Consider the following 17,270-nt stretch of genomic DNA (forward strand, 5'->3'; position numbering starts at 1 on the left):
GATATATAACCCACCATCGATTTTCTCTATTGCTCTAACAGGCAAATCCCCCTTTCTCTATCAATAAACACACGTTATAGTAACAACATAATTTTGCAGGAGAGATTTTATGTTCGTAGTTATTTTTGGTCGCCCAGGTTGTCCATTCTGTGTACGTGCTAAGGAATTAGCAGAAAAAATTAAAGCAGAGCGCGACGACTTTAACTTCCGTTACGTTGATATTCATGCGGAAGGCATCAGTAAAGCGGATCTGGAAAAAACGGTAGGTAAACCCGTTGAAACAGTACCACAGATCTTTGTTGATCAAGAGCACATTGGTGGCTGTACTGAATTTGAAGCTTACTCTAAAGAACATAATCTACTGTTCCAATAAGAAAAGAATTCAGTTTATGAAAGGTCGATATTGTTCGGCCTTTTTTTATCTCTATTTTTTACTAACTGACAACGTAAATGAACAGTATTTTTAACGTACAGTAATCCGTTATATTTCCGCTTTTATCCCTTCAGATAAAGAATACACACTCAGAAGTTATTAATACTAACTTTCAACATTTTTTTAGAATATACGCTATAACAGTCTGCAAAAATCAGCTAGAATTTGATAACTCTTACTTCTCCACTATTGTCGGAAATTCTGTTGTGAACATTGATGTAGCAGCACTTCTACACCATAATGATATTCTATTACTTTTTGTTGTTCTTGCCGTAGGTTTAAGTATTGGCAAAATACGCTTTGGTAAGATGAGCTTAGGTAATTCTATTGGCGTTTTAGTCACAGCACTGCTGTTTGGTAATGCTGGTTTTACTTTCGATACTGACGCTTTAAATATTGGCTTTATGCTGTTTATTTTTTGTGTGGGTATAGAAGCGGGTCCAAACTTTTTCGGCATCTTTTTTCGAGACGGTAAGCACTACCTTTTACTTGCGCTCGTCGTTTTGCTTTCCTCCATCGCGATAACCATGACAATGGCGCATTATCTACATATGGATATTGGCCTTGCGACAGGTTTAATGGCGGGGTCATTAACTGCAACCCCAGTATTAGTGGGCGCTAAAGACGCATTAAATACTGGGCTTTCAGGTATTACCGATCCAACAATGATTAAACAGCTTACAGAAAGTTTAAGTGTTGGTTATGCGATGTCCTATTTAGTAGGTCTAGTGAGCTTGATATTCCTCGCGAAGCTCATGCCTACACTACAAAAACAAAATCTAGCTGAATCATCACAACAGATCGCACGTGAACGTGGTATTGGTGAAGTGGCACAGCGAAAAGTATATTTACCCATTATTCGCGCATACCGTGTTGGACCTGAACTGATTAATTGGATTGATGGTCGTAACCTTCGTGAGTTAGGTATCTACCGCCAAACAGGATGCTATATCGAACGCGTTCGTCGTAATGGTATTTTAGCTAACCCTGATGGTGATGCAATTTTACAAGAAGGTGATGAAATTGCGCTAGTGGGTTACCCCGACAGCCACGCTCGTCTTGATCCTAGTTTCCGTAATGGTAAAGAAGTGTTTGATCGTGATTTATTAGATCTTCGCATCATTGAAGAAGAAATCGTGGTAAAGAACGATGGTATTGCCGGTAAACGTTTATCTGAATTGAACCTGTCAGAGTACGGCTGTTTTTTAAACCGTGTGGTTCGTGCTCAAATCGAAATGCCGATGGATCACAACATTCTGTTAAACAAAGGTGATATTCTGCAAGTTAGTGGCGAGAAAAGTCGTGTTCATGGTTTAGCTGAACGTATTGGCTTTATTTCAATCCACAGCCAGATTGCAGATTTATTAGCTTTTTGTTGTTTCTTCATCATAGGTTTACTGCTTGGTTTAATTACCATGAAATTTGGTCATATTGCGTTTGGTTTAGGTAGTGCTGCAGGCCTTTTAATTGCAGGTATTACACTTGGATTTTTACGTGCAAACCACCCAACTTTTGGTTATGTCCCTCAAGGGGCGTTAAATATGGCAAAAGATTTAGGCTTAATGGTCTTTATGGTTGGTATCGGCTTAAGTGCAGGTTCTAACCTTTTTGAATCCATTGCTCATATCGGTTTAACTGTTTTTGTCACCAGTTTAATGGTGAGTGTGATCCCTGTCGTATTAGCCTATCTATTCGGTGCTTATGTACTGAAAATGAACCGTGCACTACTTTTTGGTGCCATCATAGGCGCGCGTACTTGTGCCCCAGCTATGGATATGATCAACGCTCATGCGCGTAGTACTATTCCTGCTTTAGGTTATGCAGGTACTTATGCTATCGCCAACGTATTGCTCACTATTGCAGGTACGTTAATTATTATTCTAAAGTAATTATTGGCTTGAATGCTGCTCTTTCTAATAAGGGCTGGCTAATGAGTTCTCTTATGAGTCAGCCCCTATTCAGTCAAGATACCTACACTAAGACCTGTAGCGTTAATTTGTTATTAATCAAACATTTTATTTAGTTAATAGCACACATAGCAATCTGACTTATAAATACCCATTCTGCTATAACGCTCAAATATTAAGTTTATGGCAATGATAAATAATGCGGATAATTGCAATATTTCGTACCATAGATATTTATAACTATAATCAGCAACCTTGGGTGCTTTAATTTATGCGAATTCTTATTGTCGAAGACGATGCAATCCTTAGCCATCACTTAAAATCTCAACTCAGTGAATTAGGCAACCAAGTTCAGTGTGCAAATACGGCAGAAGAAGGTTTATTCTTTGCTGAAAACTACCCCAATGATATTGCGATTGTTGATATTGGTTTACCCGACCGCGATGGGATTAGTTTAATTAAAGACATGCGAAAAAAGGGGCTTCGTCTTCCCATTCTTATTCTTACTGCGCGTTCAAATTGGCAAGACAAAGTAACAGGCCTTGAAGCTGGTGCTGATGACTACCTCGTTAAGCCATTCCAAAAAGAAGAAATGGTTGCTCGCTTAAGTGCACTCGTTCGCCGAAGCGCTGGTTTTGTAAAGCCGGAAATGACCGCAGGTGATATCCGTGTAGATCTCCTCGCGAAACAAGTTTATGTTCATGAAACATTATTAGAGTTAACCGCTTTTGAATATGACTTACTTGAATATCTCATGCGCCATAGCCGTCAGGTTGTATCAAAACAACGCCTACTCGATGTGTTATATGAAGATCAAGAAGGTGATCCAAATACAATCGAAGTTATGATTAGTCGTTTACGTAAAAAATTCACTAAAACAGGTCAAGATAACCCAATATCAACCATTCGTGGTCAAGGGTATATTTTTGAACTTAATGCCCAATGAATAAACTTATACAGCCGCGTTTAAGACGTCGAGTTTTAATCACCTCTGTCGCTATTATTGCTTTAGTCACATCGGCCTTAGCAGGTGTGATTAATAAGCTTTATTCTCAAAGCTATATGGCTTCATACTCTTCAGAGCTTGTCGCTCAAATGCCAATGGTTGTTGCTCAACTTAATCGTGCTGGCTTAATCAAAGATGTTGATAAGTGGATTGACTCTCTTGACCCATCAGACACCGATTATATTGCCGTCGTGTGTGATCAAGCTGATAACACCACATGGTTATCTCATGAAGCCAATAAAGCGAATTTAAAAAATGTTTGTCGTTATTTGCCTGAAAATATACCGACGCCTACCCTTATAAAAATGGGTGATAACAAAGGCTATATCGCTTATAACCTCAGTCGAGATAAAGAAAATGGCAACATTTATCAACTCGTTGTATTACGTTCAGCAAATGATTATGAAAAATCATTAGAAAAACTCCATCAACGTACCGCATTTTATCTCGGTCTTTTTGTACTTATTGCTGTTGCATTTCTCATTGCCGCCTTTCACTGGGGATTTCAGCCGTTACGCAAGTTAGCCTCTCAACTCGATCAAATGGCGGAAGCGAAACGAGAAAAACTCGATAATGATTACCCAATGGAGCTGCAAGAAGTCACTAAAGCAGTTAACCGATTAAACCGTATAAGTAGTGATCAAAAAGGACGTTACCGCCATGCGATGGATGATCTTGCTCATAGTTTAAAAACCCGTTTAGCGGCAACAAATGCATTATTGGATGATAAAACGTTAGAGCGCCACGAGCTAAATCAACGTATTATGGAGCAAATCAGCCAAATGGATGATCTTGTCCAATATCAGTTAAAACGGGCAATGGTAGGTCAACAAGGGCTACAAAAAAGTAATTCTCAATTAATGCCGGTTGTGAATAGCCTTAGCTTAATGCTTGGCAAAATTTATGCGGATAAACAAGCTAAACTGCATTATCACTTCAATGAAGATATTATGTTGCCGCTAAATAAAGATGATTTAATGGAATTATTTGGCAATATGCTTGAGAACTCATTCCGTTTTTGTATCAGCCAAGTGCATATTACTGTGATAGAAACCAACACTCACTTTACCATTAAGATTGAAGATGACGGTCCAGGTGTAAAGCTTGATATGAGAGAAGCGATATTTCAACGAGGGGTACGTTCAGATCAGCTAAACCCAGGCCAAGGTATTGGTTTATCGGTATGTAATGAAATTATCGATAGCTATCAAGGAACGATCTATGTTGAAGATTCGCCATTAGAAGGGGCTGCATTTATTATTACACTGCCAAAACTTAATGACTGATAAATATTAGAAATTTATGGTAAACCGAATAATTGAATGTACATTGCTGAAACGCCAAAAATTTGACAGTCATTGGTAGACATTAATTTTATAATATTTAAAACTATCACTAGTAATTTATTAATAGCTAGGAGAGTTAATAAATGCAGTGCGAAAAATGTGCTAGTTTTGATGTGGGAAGAATAAAGCGAAAACTATGGCATAAGTTTTACATTAGAAGAATTTATCTCTGCAACCAATGTGGTTGGATTCATAAACAAAAAAAATAACAAATAGACTAACTTGATGAATCAAAACAATATAATAAAAAAACCGCCTTTCGGCGGTTTTTTTATTTTGTTGTGAATTAGATGTCTTTCACATCAAATTCAACAACCGGATTCACATCTGCATCATAATCAACAGTGTCAATACCAAAACCAAATAGCTTTAAAAACTCATCTTTATATTGCTGATAGTCAGCGACATCAAATAAGTTTTCATTGGTTACGTTTGGCCATAAATCACGACAATGTTTCTGGATATCTTCGCGAAGTTCCCAATCATCTAGACGTAGACGGTTTTCGCCATCAACTTCAGGTGCCATGCCATCTGCTTTAAATAAGCGTTGATTGAACATACGTAAAATCTGCTGCATACAACCTTCGTGTACACCTTCTTCACGCATCTTCTTAAATACCATCGCAATATAAAGTGGCATAACAGGAATTGCTGCGCTAGCTTGCGTGACCACACTCTTAAGCACAGCAACATTTGCAGAACCGCCAGTTTTCGCTAGCTTCTCGTTTAGCTCTTTTGCTGCACGATCAAGATCCATCTTCGCTTGACCTAGCGCACCGTGCCAATAGATTGGCCAAGTAATTTCAGTACCAATGTAGCTATAAGCAACCGTCTTACAACCATCGGCTAAAACACCTGCATCAGATAGAGCATCAATCCAAAGTTCCCAATCTTGGCCGCCCATTACCGTTACAGTATCTGCAACTTCTTGCTCTGTAGCTGGCTCAATACTTGCTTCGATTAATACATCTTTATTGGTATCTACTGCTGTTGCTGTGTACGTCTCACCCATTGGTTTTAAGCATGAGCGAATAACTTCACCTGTTTCAGGTAATTTACGTACAGGTGATGCAAGTGAGTAAATCACCATATCAACCTGACCAAGATCTTCTTTGATCAAATCAATGGTTTTTTGTTTTGCTTCGTTAGAGAAAGCATCACCATTCAAGCTTTTTGAATAAAGACCTTCTTCTTTCGCAAACTTGTCAAATGCTGCTGAGTTATACCAACCTGCAGTACCTGGTTTTTTCTCTGTACCTGGTTTTTCAAAGAACACACCAATAGTTGCAGCACCACCACCGAATGCCGCAGCAATACGAGACGATAGGCCATAACCACTTGATGAACCAACGACTAGCACACGCTTAGGTGCGTTCGCAATGGGACCTTGTGCTTTTGTGTAAGCAATTTGCTCTTTTACGTTCTCTTCACAACCCACTGGGTGCGTTGTTGTACAAATAAATCCACGAGTTTTAGGTTTGATGATCATCTTCAACTTCCCTTACATAGTTGTTGATAGGATAAAAGGTTAGCGTCAAAATCGCATTAAATTTATGACAGAAAATGATAAAAACCGTAGTGGTTGGAGGTGTTACAGATATTTCTGGTCAAAAAAAGTGCCACGCTAAGCGTGGCACATGGGAGATTCCAGGTTTATATATCACTAACTAAGCTACCTAAGCTGCTTTTCCTGGTAGTATGCGAGCTTTTTTAAAATGGTCTGCACAAAAATGATCAACTTGAACCGCTTTTTGTCTTAGCTGTTCAGCATTTTCTATTTTTTTCTTCTCTGCTTCTGTGATTATTCCCACATCTAATGCAACTTGTAATTTATTTGTTAATGAAGCTTTGCGCGGGATCTCACCTCTACGTGTTGCTTTCATCAGTTTACGCTCTAAAGGTTTGATCTCGTGCATAGCTAAAAAAGCACGTTCCATAATCGCAACAGGATCATCCTCTTTATTACCAACATAGCAAAGGTGTGTTAATCGCTCACGATGTACACCAGGAGTCATTAATGCTTCTGCAATATCGATAGCGATCACATCTGATGGTGCATGGTAATGAATACCTAACGGGAAATTAATGGTACGTAATAGACGTCCAACTCCTTTACGAGGGAAGTTATTAAACACATCATTAAAAGCAATACCACACTGATGTAAACAATGTTCTACGCCATATTTCACCATTGATAAATCTTGCTGTTGACGTCCTTCGTCTTCATAGCGTTTTAATACTGCCGAGGCTAAATAAAGATGACTTAAAACATCGCCTAAACGTGCAGAGACTAATTCACGACGTTTTAACTCACCACCAAGGCTTAACATCGCAAAATCCGCACTCACCGCCAATGCCTTAGACATTCTTGCTAAATGACGATAATAAGGTGCAGTTTCACCACTCACTGGTACTCGATTAAAACGAGATCCAGAAAATGCATTCAGTAATGATTTGCTGACATTACCAATAGCAAAGCCTATATGTTTTGATAGCAACTTATCGAAGTCTTTTTCACCTTGCTGTTCATCTGGATTGGCAGCGGCTTCCATTTCACTCAGTACATAAGGGTGACAACGTGTTGCACCTTGACCAAAAATCATTAGGTTTCGAGTTAGAATATTCGCGCCTTCAACTGTGATTGCAACTGGCATACCAAAGTAGTGATGGCCTAAATAGTTCATTGGACCAAGCTGAATAGCACGACCAGCATGCACATCCATTGAATCATTGAGGATCGTTCGGCCCATTTCAGTCATATGGTATTTGGCAATCGCTGTAACTATCCCAGGGGTTTGCCCCATATCTAATGACGTCGTGGTTAAGGTACGAGCCGCTTCTAGCATATAGGTATAACCACCAATTCGACCTAAAGCTTGTGCAACACCTTCAAAATTACCAATTGAAGTACCAAATTGCTTACGAACAACGGAATATGCGCCTGTCGTTTTCGATGTTAAATGGCCAAAGGCAGCCCCTAATGCTGGAAGGGAAATACCACGACCTGCTGATAAACACTCCACCAGCATGCGCCAACCTTTTCCTGCATATTCTTGACCACCTATTAGCCAATCCATTGGAATGAACACATCATTACCACGTGTAGGTCCATTCATAAAAGCCATATTTAATGGGTCATGGCGTTCACCAATTTCAACACCAGGATGATCGGCGGGAATTAATGCACAGGTGATCCCTAATTCTTTTTTATCACCAAGCAGACCATCAGGATCTTTCATTTTGAAAGCCAGACCTAATACTGTTGCAACGGGTGCCAAGGTAATATAACGCTTGTTCCATGTTAGGCGTAAACCTAATACTTGTTCACCTTCATGCTCGCCATAACAAACAATACCTTCATCAGGAATACTACCGGCATCTGAGCCAGCTTCTGGCCCTGTTAATGCAAAACATGGAATATCTTTCCCGTTAGCTAAACGGGGTAACCAATAATTCTTCTGCTCTTCAGTTCCGTAATGAGTCAATAATTCACCCGGCCCTAGGGAATTAGGAACCATGACGCATACCGCAGCACTCAAACTCCGAGTTGCAATTTTGGCAACTATGGTTGAATTCGCATGCGCTGAAAAATTAAGGCCGCCGTATTCTTTACCAATAATTAACGAGAAAAACTTTTCATCACGTAAGTACTGCCACACCTCTGGCGATAAATCTTTATCTTCTTGAACAATCTGATAATCGTTTATCATGGCCAATAAGGTTTCTAGCTTAGTGTCGATAAACACTTGCTCTTCATCAGTAAGTTTTGGCTTAGGGTAGGTTAATAAGGTATTCCAATTAGGTTGCCCACTAAATAACTCACCGTCCCACCATACACTTCCCGCTTCCATTGCCTCGCGTTCTGTTTCAGATAACGGTGGCAACACTTTTTTAAACACCTTAAAGGCGGGATCGCTGAGATATCGTTTTCGCATTACAGATAAAGTGCTCATAGTTCAGATCCTTTTGCTTCGATTATTTTTATAATGACTACGTAGGTATACATTCGTTATTTAGTTTTAGACTTGCTTAACCAGAGAAATATTCGTTTCTATTGGCGCCCCAACCCCTGCTGCGAGATAAGGAACAAGACGATCAATTAAATCTTCAGTTTTCACATGATTCGAAAAATCGTTTTCTGCTATTTCACATAAAGCAGCGCTTGATGCCATCGTGAATACTGATGCACCTAATGTGAAATGTAAGCGCCAGAAAAGAGTTTCTGGATCTAAGGATGGATTAGCACGGCATACGGCAGTGACAAAAAGAGAGAGGACTTTGTCGTAACGGGTAACAATAAACCACCGTAAATGTCCCTGTACGTCAGTATAACCTCGCCCTAGTAATGACATAAAAACCGTCGCACCATTAGTTCGACAATCATTAAGGCTAACTAACGGTGACTTAGTACAGTGAAAGACATCTTCCATCGTAAAATCATCACGGGTTAAGAGTCTTTCTAATTCACTTTGCAACGCTGGCATAAAAATATCAAGGTAACGGCTGAGTACTGCACGTACCAATGTTTTCTTATCACCATAATGGTAATTAACAGAAGCAAGATTGACTCCAGCTTTACTTGTTATGGTCCGCAGCGACGTTTCGTTAAAACCATGCTCGGCAAATAACAGCTCAGCGGCATCTAGAATGCGACTTTTAGTTTCACCTTTTCCAGCCATTTTCATTCACCCGTATTAAACACATGTTTAAATACTACAACTCGTTAACACTTTTAACAAGTTTGCTATCTCATTTTGAGAGGTGAAATTTCAATAGCTCTTAAAGACAGATAAAGTAAAAATTAGACATTAAATATCAACAAGTTAAAACAAACTACCATAACCAAGGTTAATAATTAATAAAATAGAATCGAAAAAAGCATATATTCGCGGAACTTAAACACATCGATTGAGTCTGACTACATGCCACTACTTTTTTGTTGAAGATTTTCCTTCATAGCCTACTCCTGTTATTGGAGTAGGTTTTATTTCCTTGCTGACTTTTGCTAAGTTGCCCTCTTATTTTTTAAACTCACCTATTAATATCTAGACACATATCATTTATAAAAGCGACGAAACGACTCACTTTTACATACAACTCCACGATACGAATAATAATAACAATTACTTTAGCTACTTATATAAATAACTATCACTAAAAGTAATTAATCAATTAAATTAAAACATAACAGGATATCTAATTATCTTTATTTTTAGTTCTGTTAATTATAATTAAGAATGGTTATAGATTTTGTTTAACGATTAAAATAAACCAACACCCAATTTGTAATACATAATACAAATAGAGGTTTACTCGCTTTTATTTCGCCGAAAATGAAACAAAAAAATCGTTTTAAAACAACACCTTAATTTATTTAATATTTAGTTACATTTTAACTTGCCATCATTATTTTTATCGCTAGAATTCCCACACAGTATTAACGGGTAATATTTAATAAAGATATATATTACTACGATCTATTTATTTGGTTTTTCACCATATAAATATCATTTGAGAGAAATTCATGTTTGATAGAGCAAAGCAAATTCTTATTGCTGGTTTTTGTATTAATTTATGTATTGGTATTCTATTTACTTGGAGTGTATTTAAAAAAGCGCTAGTTGTTGATTTAGGATGGACAAACTCAGAAGCATCTCTTCCTTATACTGTCGCTATTATTACTTTCTCTATAACTCTTCTTTTAGCGGGTATTTTACAAGATAAATTTGGCCCTAAGCGTGTATTAATCGCAGGCACGATTTGTTCTGGTTTAGGTTTAATTGCATCCGGTTACATCACAAACCCGACTCAACTTATTTTTACCTTTGGTATTCTTGCCGGTGGCGGTATTGGTTTTGGTTATGCTTGTTTAAGCCCTGCAGCAATGAAATGGTTCCATCCTTCAAAACGCGGGCTTGTAAATGGCCTTATCGCTGCGGGCTTTGGCCTTGCTGGTGTTTATCTTGCTCCATTAATTACATCATTAATTGGAAGTTACGGTATTAGCTATAGTTTTATTATTTTAGGTATTGCTCTTTTATGTATTGCAACACCATTAGCATTTACCATTACCAATCCACCTTCTCATTACGTACCTATCGCTTCATCTAAACAGACGGATAAGAAAGTAGCGGTGCCACAAAAAGAAATGTGTTGGACTGCTATGCTCAAAACGACGCAGTTTTATAGTATTTGGGTTATGTACCTTTGTGCATCATCAACAGGTTTAATGATCATTGGTAATATTACCTCTATCGCTTCAGCACAAGCAGGTATGACGGATGCCGCTCACCTTGTTGTTATTCTAGCTTTATTTAATACATCAGGCCGTGTGCTTGCTGGCGTGCTATGCGACAAAATTGGTGGTCTTAAAACATTATCGTTATCATTTATGTTATCTATTGCCAATATGATGTTGTTCCCTCATTACACAAGCCATATTAGTCTTATCATCGGTATGGCAACAGCGGGCTTGTGTTATGGAACCTTACCGGCAGTATTTCCATCACTAACAGCAGGTTTCTATGGTTTGAAAAACTACGGTACAAACTATGGTGTCGTATACACAGCATGGGGTGTCAGTGGTTTCATTGGCCCCGTTATCGCCGCAGTTGCTGTTGATACCACAGGTAATTACAACCTCGCTTATTTCTACTCGGCAATTATCATGGGAATTGCATTTGTGTTTTCGCTGCTAACAAAGAATCCAGCAGTCAAAGCTGTGGCATCTGTCAAAAAAGAAGACAATGAAATGCTAAACACAAAAGTGACGGCCTAAACAGAACAAAGCAGTGTGGATATTATTTAAAAATCAATACATTAAGTAATCTCGATATTTTAATACTAAAAATATTCGAAAACTTAGGAACCTTTTTTAAAATCCTGAGTCTTAAATAATGTATTCAGATTGATAAAAGATTTCGCAAAACAAACATGTTTCAACAATTTTTATCATTGTAAATGCCACTACTGCTTTAACTCCTAATTGTAATTTTTAGTTTGCCCACTATTTTTGTGGGCTTTTTTTTGTAAAAAAGGTCTTTGACGGCCACCATAAAAAAAGATGACTTTTTTTTCACTTTTATTGAACTAACCTTAATTTCGTTAGTCTTACTAGTATGATTCATAATAAAACCTACTATGCCTTTGGTTTTGAATCAGTATTTTAAAGTTTTTTATTTATGTTAGATGTCCACTACTGCTGAACTTTTTGTAAAATTTACGGAACTTTTTATCCCATTAAAACATTTTTAATGGGATTTTTTTTATCTATTCAGATGACTTAAGTACTCAAAACGGTATTGTTGTGTGTTTTTTTGCCTGAAAACTATTTTTTTTAAAAAGTTTTGAACCAAACCTAAAATTCAAAGTCTGAATATATAGAATCCATAATATTGGTGAGAATTGTTTAACTGGCCGTCGAACTTCTTCCAATACTCCTTATTGCCACTGCAATTATCCTTTAATTGCATATTTTTACGCTGAACTGTTGTTCAGCGTTTTTTTTATCTATTTAGACAGCATCAAATCTCTATGTTTAAGAACATAACCTAGATTCGTTAATGTCTTCGCAGCATCAATCACTTTTGCAGTACTACTTTCATCATCAGGTAAAAACTCCGGCAATGGCAATGATAATTGCTTCGCCATCTGAGTATAATACTTACTACGTGTAGGGTGAAAATCAGACGCTAAATGTAAGACAGGCATACTATCTTTGATACCAACCAACCTTACTATCGCTGCAACACAGTCTTCTAGGTGAATAAGATTAACGGGATTACTGCCTCCTTTTAAAGCGTTTCTACCCGCTAAAAATTTGACGGGATGACGGTCTTCACCAATCAGCCCCGATAACCGCACTATCGTTAATTGATCACCCCATTGAGTACGCAAACTATTTTCAATCTTCACATGTGTCAAAGCAGAATCGGTTAATGGCATCACATCATCGTCTTCAGCCACACGGCCTTTACGTCCATCATAAACTGACGTTGTACTAATAAATATAATGCGCTGACATCCTGATTGATAAGCCGCGTTAGAAAGGGATAACACATTCTGATAATGCTGCTCTTTATCAATACTATTGCGACCGGCAGCAATATTAATCACCATCACATCACTTGCTAACATCGTTGCTAAAGATGATACTTGAACATCTTCTGTTAATGGTAACTGCATTGGCACCCCATGTATGCCATATGCACTTAAAGCATTCGCCTCTCTCTCATTTCTTTTTGTACCGTAAACGTTATGGCCTTTTTTATATAATGCCTTTGCTAAGGGCAAACCAAGCCAACCACAACCGCATATAGCAATATTCATTTTTCAGCCTCAAATTACATCAAATCCATATAAGAAAAATAACACCAATGGCTTGAAGCTTTAAGTTTCTAATTAAAAATGATAACAAATTACATCAGTATAATTTTTCACTTTGTAAAATAACGCCTTAAATATGAAAGGAATACACACAAAGTTTCTGTATCCGCTCTTTTTTTGTAATTATTCATCGAATAGAGTTTCAAAACTGAAAGCCAAAAGTCGATCCCTGTCAAAAACTAATAAAATTAGCCTTAAAAAAGCGCTGATTAGCTAGGAGATAGTCAAAATTAAGTAGTATAGTTTCATTAAACAAGCATCTTGATGACAAGTTTGCTACAAATGAAATTCAATAACGAAGTGCATTATTAGCTATGAACACCATAGAAAAAATACAAAATAACTTAGAACACTTCAGTAAATCAGAGCGTAAAGTCGCCGAAGTTATTATTGCCTCCCCACAAACAGCTATCCACTCAAGTATCGCAACACTTGCCAAAATGGCGGATGTTAGTGAACCGACCGTTAACCGCTTTTGCCGTCGCTTAGATACTAAAGGATTCCCTGACTTTAAATTACATTTAGCGCAAAGCCTTGCGAATGGTACGCCTTATGTAAATCGTAATGTTGAAGAAACGGATGGGCCAGATGCCTATACCGCTAAAATTTTCGAATCAACAATGGCGTGTTTAGATGTCGCAAAAAATAGTCTCGATACGATGCAGATTAACCGCGCTGTCGATCTGTTAACACAAGCAAAAAAAATCTCTTTCTTTGGTTTAGGCGCTTCTGCATCCGTCGCTCACGATGCGCAAAATAAGTTTTTCCGTTTCAACATTCCTATTGTCTGTTTTGATGATATTGTGATGCAACGCATGAGCGTGATTAACTGCTCTGATGGCGATGTCGTCGTGGTTATATCTCACACAGGTCGCACTAAAAGTTTGGTTGAAATTGCACAAATGGCGCGTGCTAATGGAGCAACGGTTATTGGTATTACGGCAAAAGATTCACCGTTAGAACGTGAATGCTCCTTATCTATTTGCCTAGACGTACCAGAAGACACTGATATTTACATGCCAATGGCGAGCCGTGTTGTACAAATGACCGTTATTGATGTGTTAGCAACAGGGTTTACTCTTCGTCGTGGTGCAGGGTTTAGAGATAACTTAAAGCGCGTAAAAGAATCGCTTAAAGACTCCCGCTTTTCTAAAGACAGTTCAACGCTGTAACACTTTAAAAGCGAAGCCTTAGCTTCGCTTTTTTATTCGCAACGTTTTCATTACATATTTTTTGTTACAACAAAAATGAATAACAAAAGTGACAGTTCATTGTCTTTTGATATACATCATTAAGCAAAATCTGCGAGATATGGTATCAAAACTATCTCATGTTTTATTGCCGACTTGGTAATCATCACTCTCAAACCAAGTGCTCAATAAAGCTCGTTTCTATAAATTGGAGTTTCACATGACTGAACGCCTAAGACGTACAAAAATTGTAACCACTTTAGGTCCTGCAACTGATCGTGATAATAACCTTGAAAAAATCATCGCGGCAGGTGCCAATGTTGTACGTATGAATTTCTCTCACGGCAGCCCAGAAGATCATATCCAACGCACTAAGCAAGTACGTGAAATTGCAGCTAAGCTTGGTAAAAACGTAGCAATTCTAGGTGATTTACAAGGCCCTAAAATTCGCGTATCTACGTTTAAAGAAGATAAAATCCAGCTTGCTATTGGTGATAAATTTACCCTTGATAGTGATCTACCTAAAGGCGAAGGCGATCAGTTTGCTGTCGGTCTCGACTACAAAGAATTACCTAAAGATGTGACAACAGGTGACATCCTGCTATTAGATGATGGCCGTGTACAATTAAAAGTAACAGCTGTTGAAGGTAATAAAGTACACACTGAAGTGACAGTCGCCGGCCCATTATCAAATAACAAAGGCATTAACAAAAAAGGCGGCGGCCTTTCAGCAGAAGCCCTAACAGATAAAGATAAAGCCGACATTTTAACAGCTGCGGCAATGGGCGTTGATTATCTTGCCGTATCATTCCCACGTAATGGCGAAGACATGAAATATGCGCGCCGATTAGCCACTGAAGCAGGCCTAAATGCAAAATTAGTCGCTAAAGTTGAACGTGCTGAAGCGGTAGCAACAACCGAAGCAATGGACGATATCATCCTTGCATCTGACGTTGTTATGGTTGCTCGTGGTGATCTTGGTGTTGAAATCGGCGATCCTGAACTTGTTGGTGTGCAAAAGAAACTGATTCGCCGTGCTCGTAGCTTAAACCGTACGGTGATTACAGCAACACAAATGATGGAATCCATGATCACTAGCCCAATGCCAACACGTGCAGAAGTTATGGATGTTGCTAACGCTGTACTTGATGGTACCGATGCCGTCATGCTTTCCGCGGAAACGGCTGCGGGACAATTTCCTGAAGAAACTGTAAAAGCAATGGCAAGTGTTTGTTTAGGCGCAGAAAAAGAGCCAAGTATTAACGTGTCTAACCACCGTTTAGATCGATTCTTCTCATCGCCTGAAGAAACGATTGCAATGTCAACCATGTATGCTGCAAACCACATGGAAGGCGTAAAAGCGATGGTTGCAATGACTGAATCGGGTCGTACACCGTTGATGATGTCGCGCATTACCTCCGGTTTACCCATTTTCGCACTATCTCGTAACGAAAATACCTTAAACCAAGCTTCATTATACCGTGGCGTAACACCTGTATTTTTCAATCGTGATAGCGATGCTGGTTTAGAAGCGGCAAAACATGCGTTAGATGTACTTCGTGATGCTGGATTTGTTAAAGTGGGCGATCTTGTGATCATCACTCAAGGTGATGTGATGGATACCATTGGTTCAACTAACAATATGCGTATTCTAACTGTCGAGTAATCTATTTATCTCGTACAAAAACGCACTAAAAGGCAACGTTCGCGTTGCCTTTTTTATTACTTATTTTTAAGGCGCTGACCACGTAACTGGCGCAGTCCACTGCTGATTAATCAATGACGTTAGAACATGATCTTGCCACTTTCCATCAATTAATAAGTACGCTTTTGCTAGCCCTTCTTTTTCGAAACCGACGGAGTGTAGTACGCTGGCACTTCTTTTGTTATGTGGCATGTAGGCGGCCATAATGCGATGAAAACCTTTTACTTCGAACATCCAGTTCACCGTCTCTTTTAATGCCCGACGCATAATAGCTCGCCCTTGGTAGTCTTGATCAAGGGAGTAGCCAACATGACACGCATGAAAAGGAAATTTCACTAAATTACTGTAGTTAATCACGCCAATAATATCGTCAGTGCTTCGGTCTTCAATCACAAAATAAAATGCCATTTCATGACGATGTAAGGTAGCTATTTGTTCGACTCTTTTTTGCCAACCCAGCTCTGAATAAAACAATTCATTACGCATCGGCTCCCAGGCTTTGAGAAAATCACGATTTTTTTGATAATACGTTGTTATCTTTGCCACATCCTGACTAGAAATAAGCCTAATTTTTATATCATCAAGCGCAATTGTGGATGAACGGTTTATAATTGAATGGAACAAACTATTACCTCGACACAAGGATGTTAATAAGAGGTGCTGAGCATTGTCGTAAGATTAGCATAACTAATAAACATATTGTTATATGTTATCAAACTGTTATCTGTTAATCTTAGCTTAGCAATGTTATTAATTACTAACGCATTTAGTGAGTTATGGATGTATTACGATTGTATAGAAACTGAACTAGGCAGCATTATGTTGCTAGCCGACCATCAAGGCTTAAGAAGGTTAACTGTCAATAGTCCTGGCTATTACCCTGATGAGTCATGGCAGCATAACCCCTCTTTTATGAGACCCTTCATTAGGCAACTAAAAGAATATCTCTTAGGCTCACGTAAACGCTTTACCTTCCCTCTCGCTCCTCAAGGAACGATGTTTCAACAGCAAATATGGCATGCTATTGCTGATATTCCCTTCGGTGAAACATCCAGTTACGAACAAATCGCGCTTGATATTGGCAATTCAGCTGCAAGCCAAGCTATAGGCATGGCAAAGAATGTAAATCCTATTCCTATCATTATCCCTTGTCACCGTGTACTTAATAGCAATCAAAATCTTTGCGGCTATCGTTATGGTGCTGAAATGGTAGAGCTATTACTTGCATTAGAGTCAGGTAAAGCCATTCTTATTAAAGAACCACAACATGAAATAGCATAACGCCAATACTAGATTGA

13 protein-coding genes are annotated in these 17,270 nt (G+C 38.5%); 8 read left to right on the forward strand and 5 right to left on the reverse strand.

Going from position 1 to position 17,270, the window contains the following annotated elements; all coding sequences use genetic code 11:
• Positions 1-109: 109 nt before the first annotated feature.
• The 4 genes from C9J41_RS00565 to C9J41_RS00580 all read left to right on the forward strand — a co-directional run bounded on the left by C9J41_RS00565 (position 110) and on the right by C9J41_RS00580 (position 4,632).
• Positions 110-373: a GrxA family glutaredoxin gene (locus C9J41_RS00565; RefSeq protein WP_008986743.1), complete on the forward strand. Its 264-nt coding sequence runs from the start codon at positions 110-112 to the stop codon at positions 371-373.
• Between the two features lie 266 nt (positions 374-639).
• A complete protein-coding gene (locus tag C9J41_RS00570; RefSeq protein WP_045083035.1) occupies positions 640-2,322 on the forward strand; it encodes an aspartate:alanine antiporter in 1,683 nt (560 codons plus the stop codon).
• A 289-nt stretch (positions 2,323-2,611) separates the two neighbouring features.
• On the forward strand, positions 2,612-3,286 hold the full coding sequence (locus tag C9J41_RS00575) for a response regulator (RefSeq protein WP_005367047.1): 675 nt from the start codon (positions 2,612-2,614) through the stop codon (positions 3,284-3,286).
• A complete protein-coding gene (locus C9J41_RS00580; RefSeq protein ID WP_107205722.1) occupies positions 3,283-4,632 on the forward strand; it encodes an ATP-binding protein in 1,350 nt (449 codons plus the stop codon). The genes C9J41_RS00575 and C9J41_RS00580 overlap by 4 nt, the downstream gene beginning before the upstream one ends.
• A 346-nt stretch (positions 4,633-4,978) precedes the next feature.
• On the opposite strand, the gene fabV is transcribed toward C9J41_RS00580, so the two are convergent.
• The 3 genes from fabV to C9J41_RS00595 form a co-directional block, all read right to left on the reverse strand.
• Positions 4,979-6,181, reverse strand: coding sequence for an enoyl-ACP reductase FabV (gene fabV / locus C9J41_RS00585; RefSeq protein ID WP_107205721.1), 1,203 nt, complete (start codon positions 6,179-6,181; stop codon positions 4,979-4,981).
• Between the two features lie 187 nt (positions 6,182-6,368).
• On the reverse strand, positions 6,369-8,645 hold the full coding sequence (locus tag C9J41_RS00590; RefSeq protein ID WP_107287016.1) for an acyl-CoA dehydrogenase: 2,277 nt from the start codon (positions 8,643-8,645) through the stop codon (positions 6,369-6,371).
• Positions 8,646-8,711: 66 nt separating this feature from the next.
• Complete coding sequence (locus tag C9J41_RS00595) at positions 8,712-9,371, reverse strand: TetR/AcrR family transcriptional regulator (RefSeq protein ID WP_107205928.1); 660 nt, start codon at positions 9,369-9,371, stop codon at positions 8,712-8,714.
• 845 nt (positions 9,372-10,216) lie between these two features.
• Between C9J41_RS00595 and C9J41_RS00600 the strand changes: the two genes are divergently transcribed.
• Positions 10,217-11,470 carry an OFA family MFS transporter gene (locus C9J41_RS00600; protein ID WP_107205719.1) on the forward strand — a complete coding sequence of 418 codons (1,254 nt, stop codon included), beginning with the start codon at positions 10,217-10,219 and terminating at the stop codon, positions 11,468-11,470.
• A 731-nt stretch (positions 11,471-12,201) separates the two neighbouring features.
• On the opposite strand, the gene C9J41_RS00605 is transcribed toward C9J41_RS00600, so the two are convergent.
• Positions 12,202-13,020: a sugar nucleotide-binding protein gene (locus tag C9J41_RS00605; protein WP_107205718.1), complete on the reverse strand. Its 819-nt coding sequence runs from the start codon at positions 13,018-13,020 to the stop codon at positions 12,202-12,204.
• 371 nt (positions 13,021-13,391) lie between these two features.
• Between C9J41_RS00605 and C9J41_RS00610 the strand changes: the two genes are divergently transcribed.
• Both C9J41_RS00610 and pyk read left to right on the forward strand, forming a co-directional pair.
• Positions 13,392-14,249, forward strand: a complete 858-nt coding sequence (locus C9J41_RS00610) for a MurR/RpiR family transcriptional regulator (RefSeq protein WP_005367039.1) — start codon at positions 13,392-13,394, stop codon at positions 14,247-14,249.
• 238 nt (positions 14,250-14,487) lie between these two features.
• Positions 14,488-15,933 (forward strand): pyruvate kinase, encoded by a 1,446-nt coding sequence (gene pyk, locus C9J41_RS00615; RefSeq protein WP_107205717.1) that lies wholly within the window; start codon positions 14,488-14,490, stop codon positions 15,931-15,933.
• 66 nt (positions 15,934-15,999) lie between these two features.
• Here pyk and rimJ read toward each other — a convergent pair whose 3' ends face one another.
• Positions 16,000-16,596, reverse strand: coding sequence for a ribosomal protein S5-alanine N-acetyltransferase (rimJ, locus tag C9J41_RS00620; protein WP_107205716.1), 597 nt, complete (start codon positions 16,594-16,596; stop codon positions 16,000-16,002).
• Between the two features lie 75 nt (positions 16,597-16,671).
• On the opposite strand from rimJ, the gene C9J41_RS00625 reads away from it, so the two are divergent.
• Positions 16,672-17,253, forward strand: coding sequence for a methylated-DNA--[protein]-cysteine S-methyltransferase (locus tag C9J41_RS00625; RefSeq protein WP_181316921.1), 582 nt, complete (start codon positions 16,672-16,674; stop codon positions 17,251-17,253).
• Positions 17,254-17,270 lie beyond the last annotated feature (17 nt).

Origin of the sequence: Photobacterium sp. GB-50 (assembly GCF_003026755.1) — a bacterium.
In the GTDB taxonomy this organism is placed as follows: Bacteria; Pseudomonadota; Gammaproteobacteria; order Enterobacterales; family Vibrionaceae; genus Photobacterium.

Bases quoted from the DNA above. Each gene is read 5' to 3' on its own strand.
- C9J41_RS00565 (WP_008986743.1), top strand. From the start codon at position 110: ATGTTCGTAGTTATTTTTGGTCGCCCAGGTTGTCCATTCTGTGTACGT.
- C9J41_RS00575 (WP_005367047.1), top strand. From the start codon at position 2,612: ATGCGAATTCTTATTGTCGAAGACGATGCAATCCTTAGCCATCACTTA.
- C9J41_RS00580 (WP_107205722.1), top strand. From the start codon at position 3,283: ATGAATAAACTTATACAGCCGCGTTTAAGACGTCGAGTTTTAATCACC.
- fabV (WP_107205721.1), bottom strand. From the start codon at position 6,181: ATGATCATCAAACCTAAAACTCGTGGATTTATTTGTACAACAACGCAC.
- C9J41_RS00590 (WP_107287016.1), bottom strand. From the start codon at position 8,645: ATGAGCACTTTATCTGTAATGCGAAAACGATATCTCAGCGATCCCGCC.
- C9J41_RS00595 (WP_107205928.1), bottom strand. From the start codon at position 9,371: ATGGCTGGAAAAGGTGAAACTAAAAGTCGCATTCTAGATGCCGCTGAG.
- C9J41_RS00600 (WP_107205719.1), top strand. From the start codon at position 10,217: ATGTTTGATAGAGCAAAGCAAATTCTTATTGCTGGTTTTTGTATTAAT.
- C9J41_RS00605 (WP_107205718.1), bottom strand. From the start codon at position 13,020: ATGAATATTGCTATATGCGGTTGTGGTTGGCTTGGTTTGCCCTTAGCA.
- C9J41_RS00610 (WP_005367039.1), top strand. From the start codon at position 13,392: ATGAACACCATAGAAAAAATACAAAATAACTTAGAACACTTCAGTAAA.
- pyk (WP_107205717.1), top strand. From the start codon at position 14,488: ATGACTGAACGCCTAAGACGTACAAAAATTGTAACCACTTTAGGTCCT.